Source organism: Streptomyces sp. NPDC019890 (genome assembly GCF_044903445.1).
Taxonomy (GTDB): Bacteria; Actinomycetota; Actinomycetes; order Streptomycetales; family Streptomycetaceae; genus Streptomyces.
Genome location: NZ_JBJDQK010000011.1, coordinates 167,156 through 191,463, shown reverse-complemented (window position 1 = coordinate 191,463; position 24,308 = coordinate 167,156). Strand labels below are relative to the sequence as shown.

Sequence of the window (24,308 nt, the reverse complement as noted above, 5' to 3'; positions counted from 1 at the left end):
GCCGATGGCCATCGCCGCACCGCCCACCGCCACGGTCGGCCCGCTGGAGCGCGGTCTTTCCGTACTGTGCGCCCTGTCCGCGCCGGATGCGGACGAGCGGATGCGGCACAGCGATCTCGTACGGGCCACCGGCCTCGCCCGGGCCACCGTCGATCGGGTTGTCTCCACTCTCGCCCGGCTCCGTCTGGTACGCAGCGACGGGCGCGAGGTGTGGCCCGCACCTCGGCTGATGGAACTGAGCGGTGCCTATCTCGCGGCCAGCGGGATACCGGCGGCGCTGGGACCGGCGGTGGACGGGCTCGCGGACGAGTTCGACGAGTCGGTGTCGGTTGCCGTGCCGGACGGGGACGGGGTGCGCTTCGTCGTACAGGCCGCCCGGCGACGCCATATGAATCTCACCTTCCGGATCGGCGATCTGGTGCCCGCGGACCGCTGCGCGCCGGGCGCGCTGTTCACCGAAGGCCGGGACTGGGCGGGCGACGACCAGCTGATCGAACCCGGGCTGGTGGCGGTCGCCGTGCCGCTGCGCGATCCGGCGGGGCGGACAGTGTGCGCGGTCAGTGTGGCCAGCCACACCAGTCGGCACACCATGGAATCCCTTGCCGAAGCGGTACTCCCCCGACTGCTGGAGCGCCGCGGCACGCTGGAGTCCGCGCTCGCCGCACCCCGTGCCACGGCGCCCCCTTCCGCTCCCGTACGGGACACCTCGCCGGCCGAGAAGCGCGAACTGGGGCCGGACTATCTGCAGTCGCTGGCCCGCGGGCTCGCGGTGCTGCGCGCGCTGGGAGCCGACCGCGGCGAAGGGATGCCGCTGACGGCCGTCGCCGAGGCGACGGGGCTGGCGCGCGCGACGGCAAGGCGCTCGCTGCTGACGCTGGAGCAGCTGGGGTATGTCGGCTGCGCCGGGCGGCAGTTCAGGCTGCGGCCGCGCGTGCTCGAACTCGGCTGTGCGCGCCTGTCCGGACTCGGGCTGACCGATGTCGCCCAGCCGCACCTGGCCGATCTGGTGCGGCGGGTCCATGAGTCGGCGTCCCTGGCGGTGCTCGACGGCGCTGATATCCGCTATGTGGCGCGCGTTCCGACCGTACGGATCATGAGCATCGACATCACGGTCGGTACACGCTTCCCGGCGTACGCGACCGCGATGGGGCGGGTACTGCTCGCCGGACTCGCGCCCAGGGAGCGGCCTGCCGTCGACGGCAGGCTGCCCGCGCTCACCGGACACACGGTCACTTCGGCCGATGAGCTCACCGCGCTGCTCGACGAGGTGGCGGCCGATGACCATGCGCTGGTCGACCAGGAGCTGGAGGAAGGGCTGCGCTCCCTGGCCGTCCCGGTGCGGGACGGCCGGGGCCGGGTGGTGGCCGCGGTGAATGTGGCGCAGCACGCGGGGGGCGGCACACCCGAGGAGATGCGCCGGGCGATGCTGCCCGAGCTGCGACAGGCGGCTCGGCTCATCGAGGCCGACCTGGCCGCGCTGGGGCCTGTCTTCCGGATCAGGCCGGATCAGTGAGCGGGGTCTGGTGCGTGCAGGGCACGCGAGCCCGGCAAGATCCGGACGACAGGCCCTGGGGCCCTCACGCCGAAGCCGCCTGGCCGAGGCCCGGATTGGAGAGGTGTCAGCGGTCTGCCGGGTCGACGACTCTCGCCGAGAGTCCGTAGTCCAGCTCCACCCCGTCGACCAGCAGCGCCTCGACCGTACGCGTCGTGGGGTCGATGTCCGCCACCACGCCCTCGCCCGAGTAGCGCGGATACCCGGAGGACCCGCGCTCGCCCGTGGCCTCGACGACGGCAGAGCGGATGGCGCTGGCGGCCAGGGAGGCGACGTCGCTGCCCTTGACATGCTCGGGCACCAGCAGGATCTCGAAGCGCTGTGGATCTGTGCTCATGCAAGCGACGCTAGACACGCACGGCGCGGCCCGCATGTCGTCACTCGTGACGGCCCTGCCGAAGCCGGGTCGGGTTCGGTTCGGTCAGCTGGACTCGCGGTGGACGGCCCGCGCCCCCATCAGGTCGTGCCGCTCCTGCTCGGCGCCTGGGTCGCGCACGACGCGGTCGACGAGTTCGGCCAGCCGCCGACCGGTCACCATGTCGATCTGCACCGTGCTCAGCCGGGGCCGCAGCAGCCTGCCGAGCAGCAGATCGTCGGCCCCCACCACGGCCGTCTCGCCCGGGACATCGATGTCGGCGTCCTGGAGGGCGCGCATGAGGAGCATGGCGTACTCGTCGTTGTACGCGTAGACGGCGTCGAGCCCGAGCCTGCGCCAGTCGGCGGCGAGGGCGGCCGCCGACTCCTCGGCGTACGACAACGGCAGGGGTTCGATCCGGGCTCCGGTGTCCGCCGCAGCCCGTCGGGCTCCTTCGAGACGGGGGCCGGAGAAGAGCTCCGGGCCCGGCTCCCGCGGCATGACGACACCGATGGCGCGCCGGCCACGCTCGACCAGATGGGCCACCGCGCAGCCGCCGATCTCGCGCTGGTCCATGACGAGGGAGTGCGCGCCCTCGACGCGGCGCGGACCGAGCGTTATGACGGCCTTCGCGCCGGAGCGCTTGAGGACCCCGACGCCGTGCGGGGTGAGCGCGACCTCGCCGAGCGAGACAACCGCGACGGGGCGCAGTTCGGCCCAGGCGCGGGCCGCCTCGTCGCCGTCGAGGCCGAGGCTGCCGTACTGCACGGCGGTGTAGTCGAGACGACGCAGCGCCCGCTGGAACTCGTTGAAGAAGCGGCTGTAGAGCGGCCCGCCCGGGGCATGGGCGGTGGGCAGCAGCACCATCCGGGTGTGTCCGGCGCGCAGGCTGCGGGCCGCTGCGTGAGGGACATAGCCGAGCTCCTCGGCGGCGTCGCGGACGCGTCGGCGGGTGGGCTCGCTGATCCGGACGGCAGAGGTGTTGTTGAGCACGTACGAAACGGTGGCCCGGGAAACTCCGGCGAGCCGGGCGACGTCTGCACTGGTCGGAACGGGGCGTTCGGCGGACTGCTTTGGTGTCTGGCTCATCGCCTTCGGCATCTTTCCAGAACGGTTCGGCAGCAGGTATGACAGATGGCCGGAAACGAGTGGCCCACGGCGTTTGCACGAGTCAATTGGCACGTGCCGCTTCCCCCTGTCGCACCCGCTCCTTCACCCCGTCCGGAGGGCAGCGAGGCCCTCCAATCGGCCCGGCGGCGAAGGCCGCCAACTTCGGCCGGATCTCCGGTACGACCGTCTTCGCCACGCTCCGGTGGCTGGTGCATTGCCGGACCGGGTGACGAGGGTGGTGCCGAAGGCGTAAAAACGCCGCGCGCGAATGGGCGCGCTCGGCGCGCACCCGACCCGTACGGTTCGCTGAATACTCCCGCATGCTCCCGCGTATCGGAATCACCACACCGGAAGGGCTCCAACGTGCAGCTGCACACCACCACTTGGGGTGAGGGCGACCGCGTCGCGCTCCTGATCCACGGCATCATGGCCGACCACCGCACCTGGCGCAGGGTCGGGCCGGCCCTCGCCGAGCTCGGCTACCGCGTGCTCGCCGTCGACCTGCGCGGTCATGGCGCGAGCGGCCGGGCCGGCAGCTACACCCCGCAGGACTACGCGGACGACATCATCGAGACCCTGCCGGCCGGCGCCCAGCTGGCCGTCGGGCACTCGCTGGGCGGGCTGACCCTCTCACTGGCCGTGCGGCAACTCGCGCCGCAGCGCGCGGTGTACGCCGACCCCGCCTGGTATCTGCCCGACGGGACAGGCGGCTTCAGACCGCAGTGGTTCACCCGGGCGAAGTCGTTCACGCGGGAATGGATCGAGGAGATGAATCCGCGCTGGGAGGCCGAGGACGTCGAGATCGAACTGGACAGTGTGCGGCTGTGGGACGAGGCGACGGCGTACGGCCTGGTGGACGCCGCCGGCACGGATCTGCTGCCGGCCAAGCCCTTCGTCCCCTCGCTGGTGACGCTCGCCGACCCGAGCTCCCTCGTCTCCCGGGAGCGGGCCGAGCTGCTGCGGGAACGCGGCTTCGAGGTCCGCAGCGTCGCGGGCGCGGGCCACACCATCCACCGTGACGACTTCGACGGCTTCATGTCCTCGCTGGAGGACTGGATCTGACGGTGAGATGTCGGCGACACCACCGCCGCCGGCCGGCAGCCTGCTCCCCCGAGGTCCCGCGTGGGTAGGCTCCCCACCATGGACGACGAGTCGATGGTGGGGCTGCTCGGGCGGGTGACCGGCACGGTCGGTCCCGGGCTTGTCGGCGAGGTCATCGTCCGCATCCGCGGCGGCGCCGAGCACTTCCTCGCCTATCCGGCCTCCGCGCAGGACCGCATCGAGACGGGCACGGTGGTGACGGTCGTGGAGCATCTGCCTCCGCGCACGGTCTATGTCACAGCCCTGTACGGCTGTTGAGTCCCGGTTCTTATCGGAGGACACTCCCGATCACCGGCGCCGGACGGTGCCGCACGAAGGGGGCGTATGCCGATGTTCGTCGGCGTCACAGCGGGTTTCGGGCTCGCTGCCATCATCATCCTGATCGGTGTCTTCAAGCTCATGTGGCGGGTTGCCGAGCCCAACGAGGCACTGATCATCTCCGGCTCCACGCACCGGACCGAAGGTCTCGGCGAAGGTATGGGGTTCCGTATCGTCACCGGCCGCGGAACGCTCGTCATTCCCGGCGTCCAGGCGGTGCGCAAGCTGTCGCTCGACCTCAATGAGACCGAACTGTCCGTGGACTGCGTGACCCATCAGGGCATTCCGCTGAAGGTGCGCGGCGTGGTCATCTTCAAGGTCGGCGACGACTTTGTGTCGATCGCCAACGCCGGACGCCGCTTCCTCGACCAGCAGAAGCTGATGGCGGAGCTCGTCCACACCGTCTTCGCGGGCCATCTGCGGTCCATCGTCGGCGGGTTGACGGTCGAGGACATGATCCGCGACCGGGAGAAGCTGACCGGCCAGACCCGGGCGGCCTGCGGTACCGAGATGGAGAAGCTCGGGCTGATCGTCGACTCGCTCCAGATCCATGAGATCGAGGACCCGACCGGCTACATCAAGAATCTGGCCGCGCCGCACGCGGCAGCCGTCCAGCGGGACGCCCGGATCGCCCAGGCCGAGGCCAACAGGCTGGCGACGGAGGCGGAGCAGCAGGCCGCGGCCCGGATGTCGGAGGCGACCCGGGACAGTGAGATCCTCCAGGCCGGCTATCAGGCGGAGCGGGACAAGGCCGCCGCCACGGCGCGCCAGGCGGGGCCGCTCGCGGAGGCCGGGGCGCGCCAGGAGGTCGTCGTCCAGGAGACCCGGGTCGCGGAGTTGGAGGCGCACCGGCGCGAACAGCAGCTCCAAGCCGATGTCCGCAAGCCGGCCGACGCCACGGCGTACGAGAAGCGGACCCTGGCGGAGGCCGAGCGCGATGCCCGTATCTCGGCGGCGCAGGCCGAAGCGAAGGAGACCGAGCTGGCGAGCGCGGCGAGCGCCACGGCGACCCGGGTGACGGGCGAGGCGGAGGCCGCGGCGAACCAGGCGCGCGGCCTCGCGGTGGCCGCGGCCGTCAAGGCGAAGGGCCTGGCGGAGGCGGAGGCCATCAAGGCGCGTGCGGCCGCGCTCGCCGAGAACCAGGAGGCTGTCGTCGCCCAGCAGCTGGCCGAGAAGTGGCCGGAGATCGTCGAGGCGGGCGCGGGCGCCTTCAGCAGTATCGACCACATGGTGCTGCTGAACGGGGCCGACGGGATGTCGGACATGTTCGCGAAGGCGCTGACCATGGGCGGTACGGGACTGGGTCTTGCCCGGCAGCTGCTGTCGACCATGAACCCGGCGTCGGCGAACCTGAACGGCACGGTTTCCTCGATGAACGGCGCGGCCGCCCCGGCGCCGCGCGTGGAGACGGTCCTGGAGAAGATCCCGGTGGTGGACGAGCGAGCGGAATGACCGGGCACCCGCCCCGCGGCAGCGATCGCACAGGTCCTACCGTGGGGCGGGTGACGACCTTCCCTGACGCATTCGACGAGCCTTCCGACCTGCCCGGGCGCAGTGGCCCTGCGGCCACGACCGAGGCGGAGCCCGCCGAGGTGGGCCCGGTCCGCACCTCGTACGCCCCCGACCGTGACGGCGATCCCGACCCGGGCGAGATCGTCTGGACGTGGGTGCCGTTCGAGGAGAACGACGGGCGCGGCAAGGACCGTCCGGTCCTGGTGGTGGCCCGTGAGGAGGCCGGGACGCTGCTGGCCGTACAGCTCTCCAGCAAGCGCCACGACCGGGACCGTGAGTGGGTGGCGATCGGCGTCGGGCCGTGGGACCGCGCGGGCCGCGAGTCCTGGGTCGACGTGGACCGGGTGCTTCGGGTGCACGAGGACGGTATGCGCCGTGAGGCGTGCGCCCTGGACCGGCCGCGGTTCGACCGGGTCGTGCAGCGGCTGCGGGAGCGCTACGGCTGGAGCTGACCTGCCGCTACGGCTGGAGCGGATACACCGCTACGGCTGGAGCCGGCCCGCGAAAGCACTCCGGAAGGCGCCGAGCGTGCTTGCAGCGGCCGTGCGGTCCAGCACCGCGAAGACGACCTGCTCGAAGTGACCGGCGAACCGGCCGTCCCCGGTGAGCAGGGCGTGGAACGCGCCCGCGACCACCGCGGGGTTGTTGCGGAAGACCCCGCAGCCCCAGGCCCCCAGCACAACGCGCCGGTAGCCACACTCGGCCGCCGTCTCCAGCACCCGCTCGGCCCGGGCGGCGAGGGCGGCCGGGATGCGGTGCGCCTGCTCGGGGCTGCGGCTGGTGATCACCCCGGCGTTCGGCGCCGGCGAGGTCAGGAATCCTACGGTGTACGGCGCATCGAGCAGCCGGCCACGGTCGTCACGGAAGACCGGGACACCCGGAGAGTGAATGACCCGGTCGCTGTAGAACGGGCTGCGGTCGGCGCGGTGGTGCTCGTAGAACCCGGGGGCGCGCAGCAGCGTGGCATAGAGCGCGGAGGCACGGCAGAGGGCCTCCTCCTGGGCCTGTGCCCCGTTGAGATATCCCCCGCCGGGGTTACGCGCCGATGCGAAGTTCAAAACGGCTACGGGTGAGCTGTCCGCCGCGGTCAGCCGGTGGGCCGCCTGGGTGCTGCTCTCGCCCGTGACCTCGAAGGACGTCGAACGGTTTGTGTCCAAAGCGACCTCTACGGCCTCGGGTCCGTACATCCGGGTGCCCGCCAGCGCGGCGGCCAGCTCCCGCCCGATCTCCACCCTCCGACCGTCACCGGCCAGGTAGTGACCCGTTTCGACGATCTCTTCGGTCTGTTTTGCGATCCCCCGCAGTCGTGCACTCATGGCGGACATCGTCCCGACGGGCCCCGGCCACGGCAACCAGATTTCTTACGTCCCGCTGACGCCGCACGGGCACTCTTGTGCGAACCGGCGGGCGTGGCTTTAGGTTGGCAGAGAGGCGTCGACAGGAGACCCGATCATGCATCCACCCGATGCCGGCGACTACGGCCGGCCGATCGACCTGGAAGAAGCGGAGGATCTGCTTCGATGTATTTGCTTCAAGACCGGCCCGCCCCGAGCCGTCGGTGTGGAGGTCGAATGGCTCATTCATGAGCTGGAGCGGCCCGAGCGCCCCGTCGCCGCCGCCCGCATCGCGGCGGCCCACGAACAGGTACGTGCCCTACAACTGAATTCGGTTCTGACCTTCGAACCGGGCGGCCAGCTGGAGCTCAGTTCTCCCCCCGCCGCCTCCCTGATGGAGTGCATCGACTCCACCGCCGCCGATCTGGACGCCGTACGCACCGCGCTCCGCCCGGCAGGCCTCACTCTCAGCGGCCTCGGCCTCGACCCCTGGCATCCTCCGCGCCGGCTGCTCCACGAACCCCGTTATGACGCCATGGAGGCGTATTTCGACCGGACGGGTCCGTCCGGCCGCGCCATGATGTGCACCTCGGCCTCGATACAGGTGTGTCTGGACGCGGGCGAAGCGGAGCCGGGACCGCTCGGATACGGCAGACGCTGGCAGCTGGCGCATCTGCTGGGCGCGGTGCTGATGGCCGCGTTCGCCAATTCGCCCGCCCGGCAAGGGAGTCACACCGGCTGGCGCTCCACGCGGCAGGCTGTGTGGACCGCGCTGGATGCCGTACGTCCCCTGTCGCCACCCCTGGGCGAGGAACCGCGCGCCGCCTGGACCACCCATGCGCTGGACGCGCCGGTGATGTGCATACGGACGCCCGAGGGGCCATGGACGCTGCCGGACGGTCTCACCTTCCGCGAATGGCTGCGCCACCGCGCTCCCAGGCCGCCGACCCGGGACGATCTCGACTACCACCTGACCACCCTCTTTCCGCCCGTACGACCACGTGGCCACCTCGAACTGCGCATGATCGACGCCCAGTCCGGCGAGGACGGCTGGCTGGTGCCGCTCGCGGTCACCACAGCCCTGTTCGACGACGCCGAGGCGGCGGAGACGGTCTACCGCGCGGTCAAACCGCTTGCGGAGTACGCCGGTTCGCTGCCCGCCCCGCGCAATCCGCTGTGGGACAACGCCGCCCGGCACGGGCTCGCCGACCCCGAACTGCATGCGGCCGCAGTGACCGCTTTCGCCGTCGCCCTGGAGGCGCTCCCCCGGATCGGCGCCTCCGACGCCGTACGGGACGCCGTCGCCGCATTCAATGAGCGCCATGTCCTGCGGGGCCGATGTCCCGCCGACGATCTGCGCATCCCCTCCCTGGGGAGTCTCGGGAAGGAACCGATCGCATGACCGAAGAACTCCGGCGCCGCGCCCTGGATGCGCTGACCGCCGCCCGAGCCCGTACGGCCACGCTCACCTCGTGCGTCGACGACCACGAGCTGACCGCCCAGCACTCACCGCTGATGTCCCCGCTGGTCTGGGACCTGGCGCACATCGGCAACCAGGAGGAGCAGTGGCTGCTGCGCACCGTCGGCGGGCGTGCGGCGCTGCGGCCCGAGATCGACTCCGTCTACGACGCCTTCGAGCATCCGCGCGCCCTGCGGCCCACGCTGCCGCTGCTCGCCCCTGCCGAGGCACGGATCTACGCATCCGACGTACGCGGCAGAGTCCTCGACATCCTTGAGCGCACCCCTCTGGAGGGTCGCCGCCTCGTCGATTCCGCCTTCGCCTTCGGGATGATTGCCCAGCACGAGCAGCAGCACGACGAGACGATGCTCATCACCCATCAGCTGCGCAAGGGTCCCGCGGCCCTCAGCGCGCCCGAGCCGCCGGCGGGCAGCGCCCACGGTCTGCCTCTCGAAGTCCTGGTCCCCGGCGGCCCGTTCACCATGGGCACATCGACCGAGCCGTGGGCGCTGGACAACGAACGGCCCGCACACCAGCGGGTGGTACCGGCCTTCTTCATCGACACACTGCCGGTGACCTGCGGCGCGTACCAGGCCTTCATCGACGACGGCGGCTATACGGACCCCCGCTGGTGGGCCGCCGAGGGCTGGGACCAGATCCGGCAGCACGACATCGGCGCGCCGCTGTTCTGGCGGCGGGACGGCGGCCAGTGGCTGCGCCGCCGCTTCGGAGTGACCGAGCCGGTGCCCGCGGACGAGCCGGTGCTGCATGTGAGCTGGTACGAGGCCGATGCGTACGCCCGCTGGGCGGGACGGCGGCTGCCCACCGAGGCGGAGTGGGAGAAGGCGGCCCGGCACGATCCGCACTCGGGCCGCTCGCGCCGCTTCCCGTGGGGCGACGAGGATCCGGCGCCGTCGCACGCCAACCTCGGCCAGCGCCATCTGCGGCCCGCCCCGGCCGGCAGCTATCCGGAGGGGGAATCGCCGCTCGGCGTACGGCAGTTGATCGGCGATGTGTGGGAGTGGACAGCGAGCGACTTCCTGCCCTACCCGGGCTTCGCCGCATTCCCCTACCGCGAGTACTCCGAGGTGTTCTTCGGCAGCGCCCACAAGGTGCTGCGCGGAGGTTCCTTCGCCGTCGACGCGGTGGCCTGCCGTGGCACCTTCCGCAACTGGGACCTTCCGGTGCGCCGCCAGATCTTCTCCGGCTTCCGCACGGCACGGGACGCGACCCCCGCGGAGGCGTCATGAGTGCGCCGGCCCGGCAGCCCGTCCGAGGGAGCGTTCGCTGATGTGCCGCCATATCGCCTACCTCGGGCCCGCACTGCCGCTGGGGCAGCTCCTCGTCGAGCCCGCCCACGGTCTGTACCGCCAGTCCTGGGCCCCGCGCCGGCAGCGGTACGGAACGGTCAACGCCGACGGGTTCGGCGTCGGCTGGTACGCCGATGGCGACCCGGTGCCGGCCAGATACCGGCGCCCGGGCCCCATCTGGGCCGATCTCTCCTTCGCGGATCTCGCCCGGGTCGTCCGCAGCGGGGCGATACTCGCCGCCGTCCGCGACGCCACCGTCGCGGGCGCGGACGGCGAGGCGGCGGCCGCGCCGTTCGCCTCCGGGCCCTGGCTGTTCAGTCACAACGGCGCGGTCAGGGGCTGGCCCGGCACACTGGCCCCGCTCGCGCTGTCACTGCCCGCCGCCGAGCTGCTCGCTCTGGAGGCGCGCTGTGACTCCGCGCTGGTGTGGGCGCTGGTGCTGCACCGGCTGCGCGACGGCGACGAGCTGGGCCAGGCGCTGGCCGACACGGTCCGCGAGGTCGCCGAGGCCGCGCCGGACTCCCGGCTCAATCTGCTCCTCACCGACGGCGAGACCATCGCCGCGACGGCGTGGGGCGACACCCTCTGGTATCTCGCCGAGCCCGGCCGCCGCACCGTGGTGGCCTCGGAGCCCTATGACGACGATCCGCACTGGCGCGAAGTCCCCGACCACACCCTGCTGGCGGCGACCCGCACCGATGTCCTGCTGACCCCGCTCAAGGAGCCGACTGCGTGAGCCCGTTCCTGCTGACCCGAACCCTGCCCGAGGACGCCACGGACGCCGCCCTGCGCTCGGATGTGCTGCACGGGCTGACCCGTACGCCCAAGGAACTGCCGCCCAAGTGGTTCTACGACGCCCGCGGCAGTGAGCTCTTCGAGGAGATCACCAGGCTCCCCGAGTACTACCCGACCCGTGCCGAGCGGGAGATCCTGATCGCCCGCGCCGCCGAGATCGCCGCGGCCAGCGGTGCGCGCACCCTGGTGGAGCTGGGCTCGGGATCCTCCGAGAAGACCCGGCATCTGCTGGACGCGCTGCCCGGGCTGCACAGCTATGTGCCGGTCGATGTGAGCGAGAGCGCCCTGACCGGCGCGGCAAAGGCGCTGCTCGAAGAGCGGCCCTCGCTCAATATCCATGCCCTGATCGCCGATTTCACCCGCGGTCTCGCCCTTCCGGACACTCCGGGGCCGCGCCTTGTCGCGTTCCTCGGCGGCACGATCGGCAATCTGCTGCCCGACGAGCGCGCGGCGTTCCTGAGGTCCGTGCGTTCGCTGATGAACCCCGGCGACTCGCTGCTGCTGGGGACGGATCTGGTGAAGGACGAAGAAGTCCTGGTGCGGGCGTACGACGACGCGGCCGGGGTGACGGCCGCGTTCAACAAGAACGTTCTCTCGGTCCTCGCCCGGGAGCTGGGCGCGGACGTCGACCCCGACGACTTCGATCATGTGGCGCTCTGGGACCCGGCGCAGGAATGGATCGAGATGCGGCTGCGGGCACGGTCCGCCCTGACCGTGAAGATCCCCGAGCTGGATCTCGCGGTGCCCTTCGAAGCGGGCGAGGAAATGCGTACGGAGGTGTCGGCGAAGTTCCGTCAGGAGGGTGTCCGCAGTGAACTGGCCGACGCCGACCTGGAGTTGACGAACTGGTGGACGGACACGGAGGGCAGATTCGCGCTCTGCCTGGCGACGGCCAGCTGAGCGGCACGAGCCAGTGAGCGGCGGTCGGGGAAGCTCGACGCGGGGATGGCCGGCAGCAGCCGGATCTCCGCGGTGAGCCCGCCCGCCGCCGCGACCCGCCACAGCGACGCGCCGAGCGAGTCGTCGCCGACGAACGCGGCGGCGCCGGTGGGCAGATAGCTGATGCGTACGGGCTGGACGGCGGCCCCCGCGTCCAGCGCGGCCTGGAAGACGGCGGGCCTGAAGCGGCCCTGGGCCCGGCCGCACCAGGTCGAGCCTTCGGGGAAGGCTATGACGCGCGCTCCGCCGGCCAGTGCGGACGCCATCTCGCGCACGGTGCCGGGCAGCGTACGCAGCCTGTCCCGCTCCAGGAAGAGGGTGCCGCCGCGCGCCGCGAGCGGCCCGAGCAGCGGCCAGCGCCGGACCTCGCTCTTGGCCAGCATCCGTCCGGGCAGGGCGGCCGCGATCAGCGGTATGTCCAGCCAGGAGATGTGGTTGGCGACGACCAGCGCGGCCCGGGGGCCGAGCGGCCGGCCGGTGATCCGTACGCGTACGCCGAAGGCGCGTACCACCGTACGCGCCCAGCGGCGGGTCAGCAGGTCCCGGACGCGGGTGCCGAAGAGGGCGCCGAGCAGCGCGACCGCCGGTAGGAGGAGCACACCCGCGAGCACCACCAGCGTCCCGGCCAGCAGCCGGGCGAGTGCCCGGAGCTTGCCGGCCGCGGGTCCCTGGTGGGTGGCGCAGCCCGGCGGGGTGCAGGGCGCGCTGGGCAGCCAGACGCTCATCGAACGGGGGCGAGGGAGAGGAAGTGCCGCAGATAGCGGGGGTTGGTGCGGCGCAGCGAGAGCAGCACATACAGGTCCGCGACGCCGAAGTCGGGGTCGTGGGCGGGGGCACCGCAGACCCAGGCGCCGAGCCGCAGATAGCCGCGCAGCAGGGCGGGGAGCTCGGTGCGGCCTCCGGGACGGGTGACGGTGTCGGGGTTCCAGAGCTTGTGGGGGGTGACCCAGTACTCCTCGGGGGCGAGGCTCTTGGCCTTCACGGTCTCCCAGGTGGCGGCCGCGAGGGTGCCGCCGTCGGCGAGCGGGATCGAGCAGCAGCCGGCCAGCCAGTTGTGGCCGGTGCGGGTCATGTAGCGGGCGAGCCCGGCCCAGATGAGGGCGATGACGGCGCCGTTGCGGTGCAGCGGGTGCACACAGGAGCGGCCGACCTCGACGAGGTCGTCGCGGATCGGGGCGAGCCTGGCCAGGTCGAACTCGGTCTCGGAGTAGAGGCGGCCGGCCACCCGGGCGCGCTCAGGCGGCAGCAGCCGGTAGGTGCCGACGACGTCGCCGGTCTCGGCCTCGCGCACCAGCAGGTGGTCGCAGTACGCGTCGAAGGCGTCGATGTCCAGACCCGGCTCGGGCCCTTCGAGACGGGCGCCCATTTCACCCGCGAACACCTGGTGGCGCAGACGCTGCGCGGCGCGTACGTCCTGCTGGTCCCGGGCGAGCGAGACCACATAGCGGGGTTGCTCGCCCTCGGCGAGCGGCGCGGACGCGGGCGCGGGCAGGGGGACGGAAAGCTGGGCGGGGGCAGGGACGACAACTGGCGATGCGGGCATGACGCTCTCCTGTGCCGGACGGAAGGGGAAGGACCGCCGGGTGCGGCAGCCCGGCTCCCTACTTCTTCCGTGGTCGGCTGGATTCGACATGACAACCCGGCGGAGAGTGGATGTGCGAAGGCTTAATGCCGGGGAATGCGGTGCCATGGATACGGCACAGAGGGTAAGGAGTGCCTTCCGGATCGAGCGGGTCAGTGCGGCGCCAGCGCCGCGGTGATGCGCTCGGACGCCGTGCGTGCCGCGCGTCCGGGGTCCTGCCCCTGCAGTACGGCCGTCATATAGGGCTTGATCGGGTTGTCGGCCTCGACATCCGCCCACTGCGGCGAATTGGGCGTCGCCCTGCCCCGCGCGGCGCCCGCGGCCATGGCCGCCGTGCTCTCGTCGCCGCCGATGACGCCGGCGAGGGTGGACTTGTTGGGCACGTAGTGCATCGTACGGGCGAGGTCGGTCTGCCACTTCCGGCCCGCGAGCGCCTTGACCACCTCGATCGCGGCGGCCCGCTCGCCCGCGTGCTTGGGCACGATCAGATCGGAACCGCCGGTGAAAACGGCGCCGGGCGCGGCGGCCGTCTTGCCCGGTACGGGGAAGAAGCCGAGTCTGCCCTTGAGGCCGGGGTTGGTCTTCTCGATGACGGTGGCCGCGCTGGGCACTGCGATCATCTGGGCGACCTTGCCCTTGGCGAAGACCTCGGCCTGCGGCGGGGTCTCCTCGTCGCCGTTCCTGGGCCCGTCGCCGTGCGACTGAAGCTTCTTGTAGAAGGCCATGCCCCGCAGGGCGGCGGAGGTGTCCAGCGTGCCCTGCCAGCCGGCCGCCTGCTCGACGGCCAGCTGTCCGCCCTCGTCCCAGATGAAGCCGGCGAGGGTGTACCAGTCCTGACCGGAGAGGTAGATGCCCTGGATGCCGCCGTGGTTGAGCTTCTCGGAGTCTTCGAGCCATTCGGCGCGGGTTCTGGGGGGCCGGTTGATCCCGGCGTCGGCGAAGAGGTCCTTGTTGTAGATGACGATGCGGTTGGCCGCGTACCAGGGAATGCCGTACTGCGAGCCGTTGATGCTGCCGGGATCGGCGAGACCGGGCAGCCACTCCTCGTTGCCGAGGTCCCGTACCGATTCGAGGGTGAGGTCGTGCAGGGCGTCGCTCCCGGCGTACTGGGCGACCTGGGTGTTGCCCACCTCGATGACGTCCGGCGTCTTCTTGCTCTTCAGCGCGTCGGTGACCTTCTTGCCGATGCCCGTCCACTCCTGGAAGGTGAACTTCAGCCTTACGGAAGGGTTGTCCTTCTCGTATGCGGTGGTGAAGCGCTTGAGGAAGTCGTCGGAGACGCTGTCCTTCATCAGCCAGATGCTGACGGTGCGCTGCTGCGGTCCGGCACCCGGGACGATTGCGCAGCCACCGAGCAGGAACGCGGACACGAGCGCGAGCGAGCAACGGAAGGAGCGGTTCTTCACGGAGGTCACCTTCGGCGTGTGAGCACGGGAGCGTGAACCCGACATGGGGGGAAGCGCGCTCCGCGCTCGCACGGGTGTGACTGGAGTTTGGTATGTACCAAAGGGCCGGTCAACCCCTCGAAGGTGCCGCGGACCGAGACCGACGGGCGGACGCGTGCCCGGCATCCGCCCATCGGCGCACGGTCACTGGCCGCCCGGCACCGTGTCCTCGAAGCGCGTCCCGGCCGCCCGGTAGGCGGCGACCCTGGCGGTGACCTGCGCGGGCGTCAGCACCTTGTCCCTCACATGCAGGACGTAGTCGACCTTCTGGTGATACGCGCGCGCCGTGGTGCTGCTCTGTCCCGCGAGGTCGATCAGCCACTGGTTGAAGTTGATGGACATGGGCCGCTCGGGCAGATAGCGGGCGTCATGCCGGCCGAACCGCCGGCCGTCGATGTAGTACGTGATGTGGCTGTTGTCGATGGTGAGGACGAGGTCGTGCCAGCCGGCATAGCTCGCCCGGACCTCGGAGTGCTGGTTGACCGCCTCCCAGGGGTCGGGCCGGTAGGTCTCCCACGAGGTGGTGTAGAGGATGTTGGCCGGCTCGCCCCAGCCGCCGTTGGGCAGATACTCGAAGTCGTACTCGGCGTAGTCGTCCGCCATCGGGGCCGTGAGGTCGTTGATGGTGAAGAACGTCTGGACGAGGTGGTCGCCGTCGGGTCCGGAGGCGGGCGCGTCGGAGAAGTTCACCCGGGCCGCGTAGGTGCCGTTCTTGAACTTCATCGCCTTGGTGAGGACTTCGGTCTGCTTGGTGGACTCGCCGGTGCCTGCTGTGGAGGTCTCGAGGTCCATGACCGCGTTGGTCCCCTCCGTGGCGAAGGTGACGTTCTGCGGGGCCCAGGTCGCGCCGGGCACGCCGGGGCCGCCGGAGTTGGAGCGAACGTTCCAGCCGTGTACCCCGATCTGCGGGTCGGTGTACGAGGTGTAGTTGAAGTCGTCGAAGAGCGCGGCCCCGTCGGCGACCTGCTCCGAGGCGGCAGCGGCGGGCAGCGCGGTCAACGCCGCGCAGCCGAGGCCCACCACCGCTGCGGCGGCGATGGTGACGCGAATGCGCGGGGGGCTGTGACTCATGAGGTTTCCTCTCCGGACGGTTGGTGCGTGGGGGGGGCGCCCCTGTCCCTCGACCGCTCCGCCGGTCATCCCGGCGGCGGCCCGGGTGCAGCAGTCGGCCTCGGCGGCCTCCTCCAGCGCCTGTCGGATGGCGGCCAGAAAACTGCGCAGGGTCACGACGGTGAACGGTAGCGTGATCATGGAGGACAAGGGTGAGCATGGTCGGCCGGCCGGGCATGTCGGTGTCGCGGGCGATGACGTGCCTGTCACCTCGTCGGACAGTTGACCAATTGGTCAACCAACCATGTCGTGGCTCGAAGGTGGCATGGACCAATGTTGCCGTCAAGAGCCTTGAAAACATGGGCTGTTCAAGGAGCCACCGGGTAGAACCCCGTCCGAGGTGCCCTTTACCACCTGACCAGTTGTCGACGGTGTGGAGGAAAGAGGCCGCGTCGAACCGCGCGGCGGGCGCGAACGACGGGCGCAGGGCAGCCTCAGCCCGGCAGTGACGGAGGGGCCTGGGCCTGGGCGGTGAGTGGAGCGCGGCCGTACTCCTGGCTTCCGAGCACGCACCACCCGGGCGCCGCGGCCTGTGGGCCGGCTTCCCGCAGACCGGACCCACCGTCGGCTTCGTGCTCGCCAACGGCGTGATGCTTTCCAGGACCGCGACGCTGACGAACGAGCAGTTCCGCACGTGGGGCTGGCGGGTCCCCTTCCTCTGTGCGGGCGTGCTGACTCTCGTCGGCTACATCCTGCGCTCGAAGGTCGACGAGACACCGGCCTTCCTCGACCTCGCCGCTCGCCGCACTCTGGTCCGGGCGCCCCTGGCCCCGCTGATGCGCCACCACTGGCGGCGCGTGCTGCTGGTGGCCGGTGCCGTCACCGCCGCCTACGCCGTCAACTACGCGGCCACCACCTGGGCCCTGTCCCAGGCCACCGGACGACTGGGCCTGGACCCGACCGACATGCTGTTCTGCCTGATGGGGGCGATGGCAGTGATGGGGGTTGCCACCCCGCTGGCCGCGGTACTGGGAGACCGGTACGGGCGGCGCAGGCTCAGCCTGCTGGGGTGCGGCGCGATGGCGCTGGGCATCGTGCCGTATCTGGCGATGCTGCAGACCGGGCGCGTGGGGTTGATCCTCGCGGGCACCTCGATGATTCTGCTCGCCGCGATCACGATGCTCGGGGTGCAGGGCGCCTACATTCCCGAGCTGTTCGAGCCGCAGCTGCGTGTACCGGCACGGCCTTCGCCTACAACATCGGCGCGGTGCTGGGCGGCGCGCTCACCCCGCTGGTCGCGACCCGGCTCACCGCGTCAGCCACCGGACTGCCGTGGCCGGTCGCCTTCTATCTGCTGGCCCTGTGTGCGCTGAGCACCCTCTGTTTCGTGCTGCTGCCCGACACCCGGACCGAACAGGAACCTTTGCCGGCTCGCCGACCGCTGACCTGGGGACAAGCCAGCTTCGCCGGGCCGCAGCCCGTATCCTCTGGGGCCAATGGCTCAGGGGGAGGACCCAGATGGACGACGGCCGGTCTCCTAAAACGGCGCTCAAACGGGAGCGGGTCCGCGCGTATCTGCTCACCCTCGTCGAGGAGCGCCGTCCCGGCGACGCCATACCTTCCGAGCGCACACTCAGCGCCGAACTGGGCGTCTCCCGGCCGACCCTGCGCGCGGCCGTCGACGAACTCGTCGCCACCGGACGGCTCGTACGCGAACACGGCCGCGGCATGTTCGTCGCCCCCGCCAAAGTCACCCAGGAGCTGGTCGCCGAGAGCCACCCCGCCGCGGCCCCGCCGGCTCCCGGCACCTGGACGAGCCGGGTTCTCGAGTTCCGCACCGTCACCGCCGGCGCCCGCATCGGCCGTCGGCTGAAGGTCTCGCCCGCCGCCGAGCTGGTGCATGTGGCACGGCTGCGGTTCGTCGACGGCGCGCCCATTGCGCTGGAGTATCTGCACATCCCCGCCGAGCTGGTGCCCTCACTCACCCCGGAGCAGCTGGAGGCGGGCCTCTACCTGCATCTGCGCGAGGAGCGCAAGGTGGTGATCGCCCAGGCGGTGCAGTCGATCGAACCGACCGTGCTGAGCGAGGACGAGGCCGGGCTGCTCGGTGTGCCGGTCCTCTCCCCCGCTCTGCTGTTCGACCGCGTCACCTGCGACAGCGCCGGCCGGCCCGTGGAGTACGTGCGGTCCCTCTACCGCGGCGACCGGTACCGCATCGTCTCCAGGCTGGCGCTCGGGCCCGCCTCCGACGACCGTCCCGCCCCCGACGCCTCGCGCGCCGCGTCCTGGTGGGGCACGGTGGAGTGAACGCACTGAGAGGAGCGCGGCACACATGACGAATCACACCTACCGGGTCACCGAGATCGTCGGCACCTCGCCGGACGGCATCGACCAGGCCATCCGCAACGGCATCAGCCGTGCGAACCAGACCCTCCGGGGACTCGACTGGTTCGAGATGACCGAGGTCCGCGGCCAGATCGTCGACGGGCAGATCCAGCACTGGCAGGTCGGTCTCAAGGTCGGCTTCCGCCTCGAGGAGGGCTGACCGACCGCCGCGGCGGGACCGGGACGGCCGATCAGGTGCGGCCCTCCCGCTCCTGCGCGGCATGCATCGCCTCGGTCGCGGTCGCCCAGGTGGCCCGTACGACCGGGAATCCGGCCCGCGCCGCCTCGTCGCACACCAACTCGTCGTCGTCCACGAGCATCCGGATTTCCCGGTCGCGGCCCAGCCGCCGCAGGATCTCCAGCTTGGTGGCGCGCGCGGGCCTGCGGTCGTCGTTGCGCCGCATGAACACCTTGCCGTCCGGCAGGCCCTGCTCGGCGAGCCACGCCAGGGTGTCCCTGCGGCACCGCTCCGGCCTGCCCGTGAGGTAGACGACCTCGCACTCCTCGGCCGCCTCCAGGCACATGTCGATACCCTTCGCCAGCGGCGGGTCCTCGGGAGCCGCCGCGAAGAAGGCGTTCCAGTCGCGCGGCCTGCGCTCCAGGAAGTGCTGCCGGTGCCCGGAGTCGGCGAGCGTTCCGTCCAGATCGAATACGGCCAGGGGCCGGGTGTTTCGCGTCACGGCCCCAGCGTAGGGAATCCTCGCGCGGCGCAGACGTTGAATGTTGCGTGAGCGCATTGATCGAGTCGACCCGGATCTCCGTACTGGACCGCTCCCGCATCCGCGAAGGCCAGGACGGTCCCCAGGCACTGCGCGACACGGTGCGGCTCGCACAGCAGCTGGAGGCGCTCGGCTACCACCGCTTCTGGGTCTCGGAGCACCACAGCGTGCCCGGCGTCGCGGGTTCCGCGCCGACCGTCCTGGCGGCCGCCGTCGCCGCCGCGACGTCGACGATCCGGGTCGGCACGGGCGGCGTGATGCTGCCCAACCACCAACCGCTCGTCGTGGCAGAGCAGTTCGGGGTCCTCGAATCGCTCTTCCCGGGCCGGATCGACATGGGGCTCGGCCGTTCGGTGGGCTTCACGGACGGCATACGCACGGCACTCGGCCGGGACAAGAAGGACGCCGAGGACTTCGCCGGGCAGCTGACCGAGCTGCTCGGCTGGTTCGACGGCGAGCAGTCCGCGCATCCGCAGGTGCATGCGCGCCCCGCCGAGGGCCTGCGGGTCCCGCCGTATGTCCTCGCCGTCGGCGAGGGCGCGGACATCGCCGCCGGTGCCGGTCTGCCACTGGTGATCGGCGACATCCGGGGCCGCGACCGGATGCTTGCGGCCATCGACCGCTACCGCCGGGGATTCCGGCCGTCGGCCTGGTCCGAGGTGCCGTATGTCGTCGTGTCGGGCACGGTGGCGGTGGCAGGGACTCAGGAGGAGGCCCGCCGCCTGCTGATGAGCGAGGCCTGGGCCATGGCGTACTCCCGCACGCACGGAATGTTCCCGCCGCTCGCCCCGCCGGAGCGGATCGAGGCGCTGTCGATGACGGCGAAGGAGCGCGAGTTCTACGAGTCCGGGCTGCGGGGCCATATCGCGGGCACCGAGGAGCAGGTCACGGACGCGCTGGAGGCGGTCCTCAAGGACAGCGGGGCCGACGAGGTGCTGGTCACGACGAGTACGTACGACCGTGGCGCGCTGCTGGACTCCTTCCGCCGGCTGGCGGGGATCGTCGCCGCGGGGAGCCCGGCGGAGGTGGCGCGGGCGGACGGCAGCCGCACCGCGCCCTGTCTCTCACGGTCCATGACCCGAGGGACCTGAGTCCCCGTCAGGCCGCCGTGTCGAAGGTGTAGTGCGGCGTGTGGTCCAGCATGTCCGCGGGGGTCACGTCGTTCCAGGGGCGCATCGTGTCGTTGAGGTCCACGACATTGGCCGTGCCGGCGGCCGGGAGGTAGGGCGAGCCGGGGTGGCGTGCCTGCCAGTCGGCCCAGAGCTTGTCTATGAAGGCGTGGTGCAGCCAGAACACCGGGTCGTTCGGGGAGACGCCGGTGGCCATCTGGCCGCCGACCCAGACGTGCACGCGGTTGTGCAGATTGACGCCGCGCCAGCCCTCCAGGTGGTTGCGGAAGCTGTTCGACGCGCTGTTCCACGGCGGCGCGTCATAGGTGCTCATGGCGAGTACGGAGTCGACCTCGGCCCTGGTCGGCAGCTGCCGTCCGCCGGCGCCGAGGTCCCGGCGCAGAAAGCCGCGGCCGTCCACGCGGACGTTCACCGGCCACCGGTTGGCGGCGAAGGCGAACGGGCCCTCCATCACCTGGCCGTCCCTGCTGCGGCCGGTGCCGCCGAGGAAGTCGGCCGCCCAGAGCGAGGATGCGGTGGTGCGGTCCGCGGTCCAGTCCCAGTACGGGAGCGCCACCGACGGGTCGACGGCCTGGAGCGCCTGCTCGAACTGGATGAGGAATCGGCGGTGCCAGGGAAGGAACGAGGGCGAACGGTGCCCGACGCGGTCCCCGTTGTCGGTGTCGCTCATGATGAAGGCGTTGTGGGTGGTGACGAAGGTGTCGTACTGCCCATTGCGCTTGAGCGCGAGCAGCGCGTCGACGAAGCGCCGCTTCTCGGTGGCGGTGAGCTGGGCCTGGTTCTTGCGTACGGTCATGACGGTGCTCCCGGATCAGGCGACGGCGAGGGGGACGAGCTGGGCGCCCTGGAGTTCCAGTACGGCGGCGCGGGCCACTGCGCGGGGCGTGGCAAACGTCTCGTAGTGGTTGACGACGCTGATCCAGGTGCCGTCGGCGTTGCGCATGACGTGCAGTTCCTCGCCGTCTATGCGGACCGTGTAGCCGCCCCCGTGCCCGCCGTGTCCCCCGTGGCCGCCCCCGTGTCCCTCGTGTCCGCCGTGTCCGCCGTCCGGCGTGGGCGCGCCCTGTATACGGCGGCCCTGGTAGACCTCGTCGAAGGACGCAGGATCAGCTGCGTTGGGCCCCGTCCGCACGGCAGCGGCGGCGGTGCCCGCTACGGCGAGAGCGGCCGCCGCTCCTGCGGCCGCGCCCAGGGCGCGTCGGCGGGTGATTTCAGGCATGGCAAAACCCCCAGGGATTGCAGTGGTTCGGTCGGTCACCGGCGTGGTCAATCGCCGTGACCCGGCCATGCCTACCGGCTGACCCGAGTCCCGCTGAAATCTCCGGGTATTGGTTGGTTGCTAAGTGGACATGTCGAGATATGCAGTGCAGAGTTGAACAATGTTGATCTTGTTGTCCGCGCGCCCGCACGCCGCCAGAAGCGTAAATCCTTCGGCAAGTGTGGCAGTTGTGTGAATACTTTGTTGCCGGAGACGGGGAAGCGTGGTCGGCCTCACACCGGAAAGCTGACCGGAACCCCGCCTCAGCGACGTGCCTTCCGGGTGGCCCGCAGCCACTCCTTGTTCATCGCCGAGATCGACGGCAGCGGGATGCCCTTCGGGCAGGCGGTGGCGCATTCGCCCGTCAGTGTGCAGCCGCCGAAGCCTTCTTCGTCCATCGTCGCGACCATGTCGAGCACCCGGCTCTCGCGCTCCGGTGCGCCCTGCGGCAGCACATTGAGGTGGTTGATCTTCGCCGAGGTGAACAGCATCGCCGAGCCGTTGGGGCAGGCCGCGACACAGGCGCCGCAGCCGATGCATTCCGCGTGCTCGAAGGCGAAGTCGGCGTCCGGCTTCGGGACGGGCGTCGCGTGCGCCTCGGGGGCGGCGCCGGTCGGCGCGGTGATGTAGCCACCCGCCTGGATGATCCGGTCGAAGGCGGACCGGTCCACGACGAGGTCCTTGACCACCGGGAAGGCGGCGGCCCGCCACGGCTCCACGTCGATGGTGTCGCCGTCCTGGAAGGAGCGCATATGGAGCTGGCAGGTGGTGGTGCGCTCCGGGCCGTGTGCCTCGCCGTTGATGACCAGGCTGCACGCGCCGCAGATCCCTTCGCGGCAGTCGTGGTCGAAGGCGACCGGGTCCTCACCGCGCAGGATGAGTTCCTCGTTGAGGGTGTCGAGCATCTCCAGGAAGGACATGTCGCGGGAGATTCCGTCCACCTCGTAGGTGGACATGGCACCGCCGGCGTCGGCGTTCTTCTGCCGCCAGACGCGCAGGTTGAGCTTCATGCGTAGCTCCGCTGAGTGGGGTGGACGTACTCGAAGACGAGGTCTTCCTTGTGCAGGAGGGGAGCCGCCTGCGTACCCGCGAACTCCCAGGCGGCGGCGTACGAGAACTCCTCGTCGCGGCGCGCGGCCTCGCCGTCCGGGGTCTGGGACTCCTCGCGGAAGTGGCCGCCGCAGGACTCGGACCGGTGCAGCGCGTCGAGGCACATCAGCTCGGCGAGCTCCAGATAGTCGACGATGCGGTTCGCCTTCTCCAGCGACTGGTTGAACTCCTCACCGGTGCCGGGCACCTTGATACGGCGCCAGAACTCCGCGCGAAGCTGCGGAATGCGGTCGAGCGCCTTGCGCAGACCGTCGTCCGTGCGCGCCATTCCGCAGAACTCCCACATGAGCTCGCCGAGTTCGCGGTGGAAGGAGTCGGGGGTGCGGTCGCCGTCGACTGCGAGCAGCAGGTTCAGCCGGTCCTCGGTCTCGGCGAGCACCTCCGCCACCGCCGGGTGCGAGGCATCCACGCCCTCGCTGATGGGGTTTCGCGCCAGGTAGTCGTTGATCGTGGACGGCAGCACGAAGTACCCGTCCGCCAGGCCCTGCATCAGCGCCGAGGCACCCAGCCGGTTCGCGCCGTGGTCCGAGAAGTTGGCCTCGCCGATGGCGAAGAGGCCCGGGACGGTGGTCTGCAGGTCGTAGTCGACCCAGAGTCCGCCCATCGTGTAATGCACGGCGGGATAGATCCGCATGGGCACCTCGTACGGATTCTCCGCGGTGATCCGCTCGTACATCTCGAAGAGGTTGCCGTACTTCTCCTCGACCTTCGCCCGGCCCATCCGGGAGATCGCGTCGGCGAAGTCCAGGTACACGCCCTGCCCGCCGGGGCCCACGCCGCGGCCCTCGTCGCAGACGTTCTTCGCGGCGCGCGAGGCGATGTCGCGCGGGACGAGATTGCCGAAGGAGGGATAGATCCGCTCCAGGTAGTAGTCGCGCTCGTCCTCGGGGATCTGGCTCGGCGGCCGCGCGTCCCCGCGCGCCTTCGGCACCCAGATGCGTCCGTCGTTGCGCAGCGACTCGCTCATCAGGGTCAGCTTGGACTGATGGTCTCCGGTGCGCGGGATGCAGGTGGGGTGAATCTGGGTGAAGCAGGGGTTGGCGAAGTAGGCGCCGCGCCGGTGGGCGCGCCAGATGGCGGTGGCATTGCTGTTCATGGCGTTCGTCGACAGATAGAAGACATTGCCGTAGCCGCCCGTGGCCAGCACCACGGCGTCGGCGAAGTACGTGGAGATCTCCCCGCTGATCAGATCGCGGGCGACGATGCCGCGGGCCCGCCCGTCAACGACGATCAGATCGAGCATCTCGGTGCGGGCGTGCAGGGTCACCGTGCCCGCGGCGATCTGACGGGAGAGCGCCTGGTAGGCGCCGAGCAGCAGCTGCTGTCCCGTCTGGCCGCGGGCGTAGAAGGTCCGTGACACCTGGACGCCGCCGAAGGAACGGGTGTCGAGCAGTCCGCCGTACTCGCGGGCGAACGGCACCCCCTGGGCCACGCACTGGTCGATGATCTCCACCGAGATCTGGGCGAGCCGGTGGACGTTGGACTCACGGGCGCGGAAGTCGCCGCCCTTGACGGTGTCGTAGAACAGCCGGTGGATCGAGTCCCCGTCGTTGCGGTAGTTCTTCGCGGCGTTGATCCCGCCCTGGGCGGCGATGGAGTGCGCGCGGCGCGGCGAGTCCTGGTAGCAGAACTGCTCGACGTGGTAGCCCTGTTCGGCCAGCGTGGCGCCCGCCGCGCCGCCCGCGAGTCCGGTGCCGACGACGATGACGGTGTGCTTGCGGCGGTTGGCCGGGTTGACCAGTTTGGCCTCGAAACGCCGACGGTCCCAGCGCTCGGCGATGGGCCCTTCGGGGGCCTTCGTATCGGCGATCGGCGCGCCGGTCTCGTAGTGCTGGTAGCTCATG

24 protein-coding genes and 2 pseudogenes are annotated in these 24,308 nt (G+C 70.9%); 13 read left to right on the top strand and 13 right to left on the bottom strand.

Translation table 11 applies throughout. From position 1 onward, the window contains the following. Positions 1-4: 4 nt before the first annotated feature. On the top strand, positions 5-1,513 hold the full coding sequence (locus ACI2LP_RS27400; RefSeq protein ID WP_404727182.1) for an IclR family transcriptional regulator C-terminal domain-containing protein: 1,509 nt from the start codon (positions 5-7) through the stop codon (positions 1,511-1,513). Between the two features lie 106 nt (positions 1,514-1,619). Here ACI2LP_RS27400 and ACI2LP_RS27395 read toward each other — a convergent pair whose 3' ends face one another. Then, the gene (locus tag ACI2LP_RS27395; RefSeq protein ID WP_404727181.1) at positions 1,620-1,889 is read right to left on the bottom strand and encodes a hypothetical protein; all 270 of its coding nucleotides are present in this window, start codon (positions 1,887-1,889) and stop codon (positions 1,620-1,622) included. 84 nt (positions 1,890-1,973) lie between these two features. Continuing rightward, entirely contained in the window at positions 1,974-2,996 is a 1,023-nt protein-coding gene (locus tag ACI2LP_RS27390; protein WP_404727180.1) for a LacI family DNA-binding transcriptional regulator, read from the bottom strand. A 384-nt stretch (positions 2,997-3,380) separates the two neighbouring features. On the opposite strand from ACI2LP_RS27390, the gene ACI2LP_RS27385 reads away from it, so the two are divergent. The 4 genes from ACI2LP_RS27385 (at position 3,381) to ACI2LP_RS27370 (ending at position 6,400) form a co-directional block, all read left to right on the top strand. Beyond that, positions 3,381-4,079: an alpha/beta fold hydrolase gene (locus ACI2LP_RS27385; protein WP_404727179.1), complete on the top strand. Its 699-nt coding sequence runs from the start codon at positions 3,381-3,383 to the stop codon at positions 4,077-4,079. Positions 4,080-4,157: 78 nt separating this feature from the next. Further along, positions 4,158-4,376: a hypothetical protein gene (locus ACI2LP_RS27380; protein ID WP_404727178.1), complete on the top strand. Its 219-nt coding sequence runs from the start codon at positions 4,158-4,160 to the stop codon at positions 4,374-4,376. Between the two features lie 66 nt (positions 4,377-4,442). After that, positions 4,443-5,888 (top strand): flotillin family protein, encoded by a 1,446-nt coding sequence (locus ACI2LP_RS27375; RefSeq protein ID WP_404727177.1) that lies wholly within the window; start codon positions 4,443-4,445, stop codon positions 5,886-5,888. Continuing rightward, positions 5,885-6,400 (top strand): type II toxin-antitoxin system PemK/MazF family toxin, encoded by a 516-nt coding sequence (locus ACI2LP_RS27370; RefSeq protein ID WP_404727176.1) that lies wholly within the window; start codon positions 5,885-5,887, stop codon positions 6,398-6,400. Before ACI2LP_RS27375 ends, ACI2LP_RS27370 begins: the two co-directional genes overlap by 4 nt. A 30-nt stretch (positions 6,401-6,430) precedes the next feature. On the opposite strand, the gene ACI2LP_RS27365 is transcribed toward ACI2LP_RS27370, so the two are convergent. Further along, the gene (locus ACI2LP_RS27365; RefSeq protein ID WP_404727175.1) at positions 6,431-7,264 is read right to left on the bottom strand and encodes a TIGR02452 family protein; all 834 of its coding nucleotides are present in this window, start codon (positions 7,262-7,264) and stop codon (positions 6,431-6,433) included. 136 nt (positions 7,265-7,400) lie between these two features. Here ACI2LP_RS27365 and egtA point away from each other — a divergent pair, with 136 nt between their 5' ends. The 4 genes from egtA to egtD are packed head-to-tail and all read left to right on the top strand — an operon-like array spanning position 7,401 to position 11,746. Next, positions 7,401-8,684, top strand: coding sequence for an ergothioneine biosynthesis glutamate--cysteine ligase EgtA (gene egtA / locus ACI2LP_RS27360; protein ID WP_404727174.1), 1,284 nt, complete (start codon positions 7,401-7,403; stop codon positions 8,682-8,684). Then, positions 8,681-9,991, top strand: a complete 1,311-nt coding sequence (gene egtB / locus ACI2LP_RS27355) for an ergothioneine biosynthesis protein EgtB (protein ID WP_404727173.1) — start codon at positions 8,681-8,683, stop codon at positions 9,989-9,991. Before egtA ends, egtB begins: the two co-directional genes overlap by 4 nt. Positions 9,992-10,031: 40 nt before the next feature. Next, positions 10,032-10,787 (top strand): ergothioneine biosynthesis protein EgtC, encoded by a 756-nt coding sequence (gene egtC / locus ACI2LP_RS27350; protein WP_404727172.1) that lies wholly within the window; start codon positions 10,032-10,034, stop codon positions 10,785-10,787. Continuing rightward, a complete protein-coding gene (gene egtD, locus ACI2LP_RS27345) occupies positions 10,784-11,746 on the top strand; it encodes an L-histidine N(alpha)-methyltransferase (RefSeq protein WP_404727171.1) in 963 nt (320 codons plus the stop codon). Before egtC ends, egtD begins: the two co-directional genes overlap by 4 nt. Here the strand turns inward: egtD and ACI2LP_RS27340 are convergent. From ACI2LP_RS27340 to ACI2LP_RS27320, 5 genes and pseudogenes are all read right to left on the bottom strand, one after another. Next, a complete protein-coding gene (locus ACI2LP_RS27340) occupies positions 11,641-12,510 on the bottom strand; it encodes a lysophospholipid acyltransferase family protein (RefSeq protein ID WP_404727170.1) in 870 nt (289 codons plus the stop codon). The genes egtD and ACI2LP_RS27340 overlap by 106 nt on opposite strands. Next, positions 12,507-13,328, bottom strand: a complete 822-nt coding sequence (locus ACI2LP_RS27335) for a GNAT family N-acetyltransferase (protein WP_404727169.1) — start codon at positions 13,326-13,328, stop codon at positions 12,507-12,509. The genes ACI2LP_RS27340 and ACI2LP_RS27335 overlap by 4 nt, the downstream gene beginning before the upstream one ends. A gap of 191 nt (positions 13,329-13,519) precedes the next feature. Further along, positions 13,520-14,773: an extracellular solute-binding protein gene (locus ACI2LP_RS27330; protein ID WP_404727168.1), complete on the bottom strand. Its 1,254-nt coding sequence runs from the start codon at positions 14,771-14,773 to the stop codon at positions 13,520-13,522. A 183-nt stretch (positions 14,774-14,956) separates the two neighbouring features. Further along, a pseudogene (locus ACI2LP_RS27325) lies at positions 14,957-15,769 on the bottom strand (glycoside hydrolase family 16 protein); the annotation flags it as partial. 186 nt (positions 15,770-15,955) lie between these two features. Further along, positions 15,956-16,124, bottom strand: a pseudogene (locus tag ACI2LP_RS27320) (carbohydrate ABC transporter permease); the annotation flags it as partial. A 256-nt stretch (positions 16,125-16,380) separates the two neighbouring features. On the opposite strand from ACI2LP_RS27320, the gene ACI2LP_RS27315 reads away from it, so the two are divergent. The 3 genes from ACI2LP_RS27315 (at position 16,381) to ACI2LP_RS27305 (ending at position 18,407) form a co-directional block, all read left to right on the top strand. Beyond that, complete coding sequence (locus tag ACI2LP_RS27315) at positions 16,381-17,235, top strand: MFS transporter (protein ID WP_404727252.1); 855 nt, start codon at positions 16,381-16,383, stop codon at positions 17,233-17,235. A gap of 145 nt (positions 17,236-17,380) precedes the next feature. Continuing rightward, positions 17,381-18,169, top strand: a complete 789-nt coding sequence (locus tag ACI2LP_RS27310; RefSeq protein WP_404727167.1) for a GntR family transcriptional regulator — start codon at positions 17,381-17,383, stop codon at positions 18,167-18,169. Between the two features lie 25 nt (positions 18,170-18,194). After that, positions 18,195-18,407, top strand: coding sequence for a dodecin (locus ACI2LP_RS27305; protein WP_404727166.1), 213 nt, complete (start codon positions 18,195-18,197; stop codon positions 18,405-18,407). 31 nt (positions 18,408-18,438) lie between these two features. Here ACI2LP_RS27305 and ACI2LP_RS27300 read toward each other — a convergent pair whose 3' ends face one another. After that, positions 18,439-18,927: a hypothetical protein gene (locus tag ACI2LP_RS27300; RefSeq protein WP_404727165.1), complete on the bottom strand. Its 489-nt coding sequence runs from the start codon at positions 18,925-18,927 to the stop codon at positions 18,439-18,441. A gap of 47 nt (positions 18,928-18,974) precedes the next feature. On the opposite strand from ACI2LP_RS27300, the gene ACI2LP_RS27295 reads away from it, so the two are divergent. Beyond that, complete coding sequence (locus ACI2LP_RS27295; RefSeq protein ID WP_404727164.1) at positions 18,975-20,057, top strand: LLM class flavin-dependent oxidoreductase; 1,083 nt, start codon at positions 18,975-18,977, stop codon at positions 20,055-20,057. 7 nt (positions 20,058-20,064) lie between these two features. On the opposite strand, the gene ACI2LP_RS27290 is transcribed toward ACI2LP_RS27295, so the two are convergent. The 4 genes from ACI2LP_RS27290 to ACI2LP_RS27275 form a co-directional block, all read right to left on the bottom strand. After that, positions 20,065-20,892, bottom strand: a complete 828-nt coding sequence (locus tag ACI2LP_RS27290; RefSeq protein ID WP_404727163.1) for a tyrosinase family protein — start codon at positions 20,890-20,892, stop codon at positions 20,065-20,067. Positions 20,893-20,907: 15 nt separating this feature from the next. Then, positions 20,908-21,315 (bottom strand): tyrosinase cofactor, encoded by a 408-nt coding sequence (locus ACI2LP_RS27285; protein ID WP_404727162.1) that lies wholly within the window; start codon positions 21,313-21,315, stop codon positions 20,908-20,910. Between the two features lie 302 nt (positions 21,316-21,617). Then, positions 21,618-22,364 (bottom strand): succinate dehydrogenase/fumarate reductase iron-sulfur subunit, encoded by a 747-nt coding sequence (locus ACI2LP_RS27280; RefSeq protein ID WP_404727161.1) that lies wholly within the window; start codon positions 22,362-22,364, stop codon positions 21,618-21,620. Next, a complete protein-coding gene (locus tag ACI2LP_RS27275; RefSeq protein ID WP_404727160.1) occupies positions 22,361-24,307 on the bottom strand; it encodes a fumarate reductase/succinate dehydrogenase flavoprotein subunit in 1,947 nt (648 codons plus the stop codon). Before ACI2LP_RS27275 ends, ACI2LP_RS27280 begins: the two co-directional genes overlap by 4 nt. Between the last annotated feature and the right edge of the window lies 1 nt (position 24,308).

Bases quoted from the DNA above. Each gene is read 5' to 3' on its own strand.
- ACI2LP_RS27310 (WP_404727167.1), top strand. From the start codon at position 17,381: ATGGACGACGGCCGGTCTCCTAAAACGGCGCTCAAACGGGAGCGGGTC.
- ACI2LP_RS27335 (WP_404727169.1), bottom strand. From the start codon at position 13,328: ATGCCCGCATCGCCAGTTGTCGTCCCTGCCCCCGCCCAGCTTTCCGTC.
- ACI2LP_RS27375 (WP_404727177.1), top strand. From the start codon at position 4,443: ATGCCGATGTTCGTCGGCGTCACAGCGGGTTTCGGGCTCGCTGCCATC.
- ACI2LP_RS27285 (WP_404727162.1), bottom strand. From the start codon at position 21,315: ATGCCTGAAATCACCCGCCGACGCGCCCTGGGCGCGGCCGCAGGAGCG.
- ACI2LP_RS27380 (WP_404727178.1), top strand. From the start codon at position 4,158: ATGGACGACGAGTCGATGGTGGGGCTGCTCGGGCGGGTGACCGGCACG.
- ACI2LP_RS27370 (WP_404727176.1), top strand. From the start codon at position 5,885: ATGACCGGGCACCCGCCCCGCGGCAGCGATCGCACAGGTCCTACCGTG.
- ACI2LP_RS27305 (WP_404727166.1), top strand. From the start codon at position 18,195: ATGACGAATCACACCTACCGGGTCACCGAGATCGTCGGCACCTCGCCG.
- ACI2LP_RS27290 (WP_404727163.1), bottom strand. From the start codon at position 20,892: ATGACCGTACGCAAGAACCAGGCCCAGCTCACCGCCACCGAGAAGCGG.
- ACI2LP_RS27275 (WP_404727160.1), bottom strand. From the start codon at position 24,307: ATGAGCTACCAGCACTACGAGACCGGCGCGCCGATCGCCGATACGAAG.
- ACI2LP_RS27390 (WP_404727180.1), bottom strand. From the start codon at position 2,996: ATGAGCCAGACACCAAAGCAGTCCGCCGAACGCCCCGTTCCGACCAGT.
- ACI2LP_RS27395 (WP_404727181.1), bottom strand. From the start codon at position 1,889: ATGAGCACAGATCCACAGCGCTTCGAGATCCTGCTGGTGCCCGAGCAT.
- egtC (WP_404727172.1), top strand. From the start codon at position 10,032: ATGTGCCGCCATATCGCCTACCTCGGGCCCGCACTGCCGCTGGGGCAG.
- egtA (WP_404727174.1), top strand. From the start codon at position 7,401: ATGCATCCACCCGATGCCGGCGACTACGGCCGGCCGATCGACCTGGAA.
- ACI2LP_RS27340 (WP_404727170.1), bottom strand. From the start codon at position 12,510: ATGAGCGTCTGGCTGCCCAGCGCGCCCTGCACCCCGCCGGGCTGCGCC.
- ACI2LP_RS27400 (WP_404727182.1), top strand. From the start codon at position 5: ATGGCCATCGCCGCACCGCCCACCGCCACGGTCGGCCCGCTGGAGCGC.
- ACI2LP_RS27365 (WP_404727175.1), bottom strand. From the start codon at position 7,264: ATGAGTGCACGACTGCGGGGGATCGCAAAACAGACCGAAGAGATCGTC.
- ACI2LP_RS27280 (WP_404727161.1), bottom strand. From the start codon at position 22,364: ATGAAGCTCAACCTGCGCGTCTGGCGGCAGAAGAACGCCGACGCCGGC.
- egtB (WP_404727173.1), top strand. From the start codon at position 8,681: ATGACCGAAGAACTCCGGCGCCGCGCCCTGGATGCGCTGACCGCCGCC.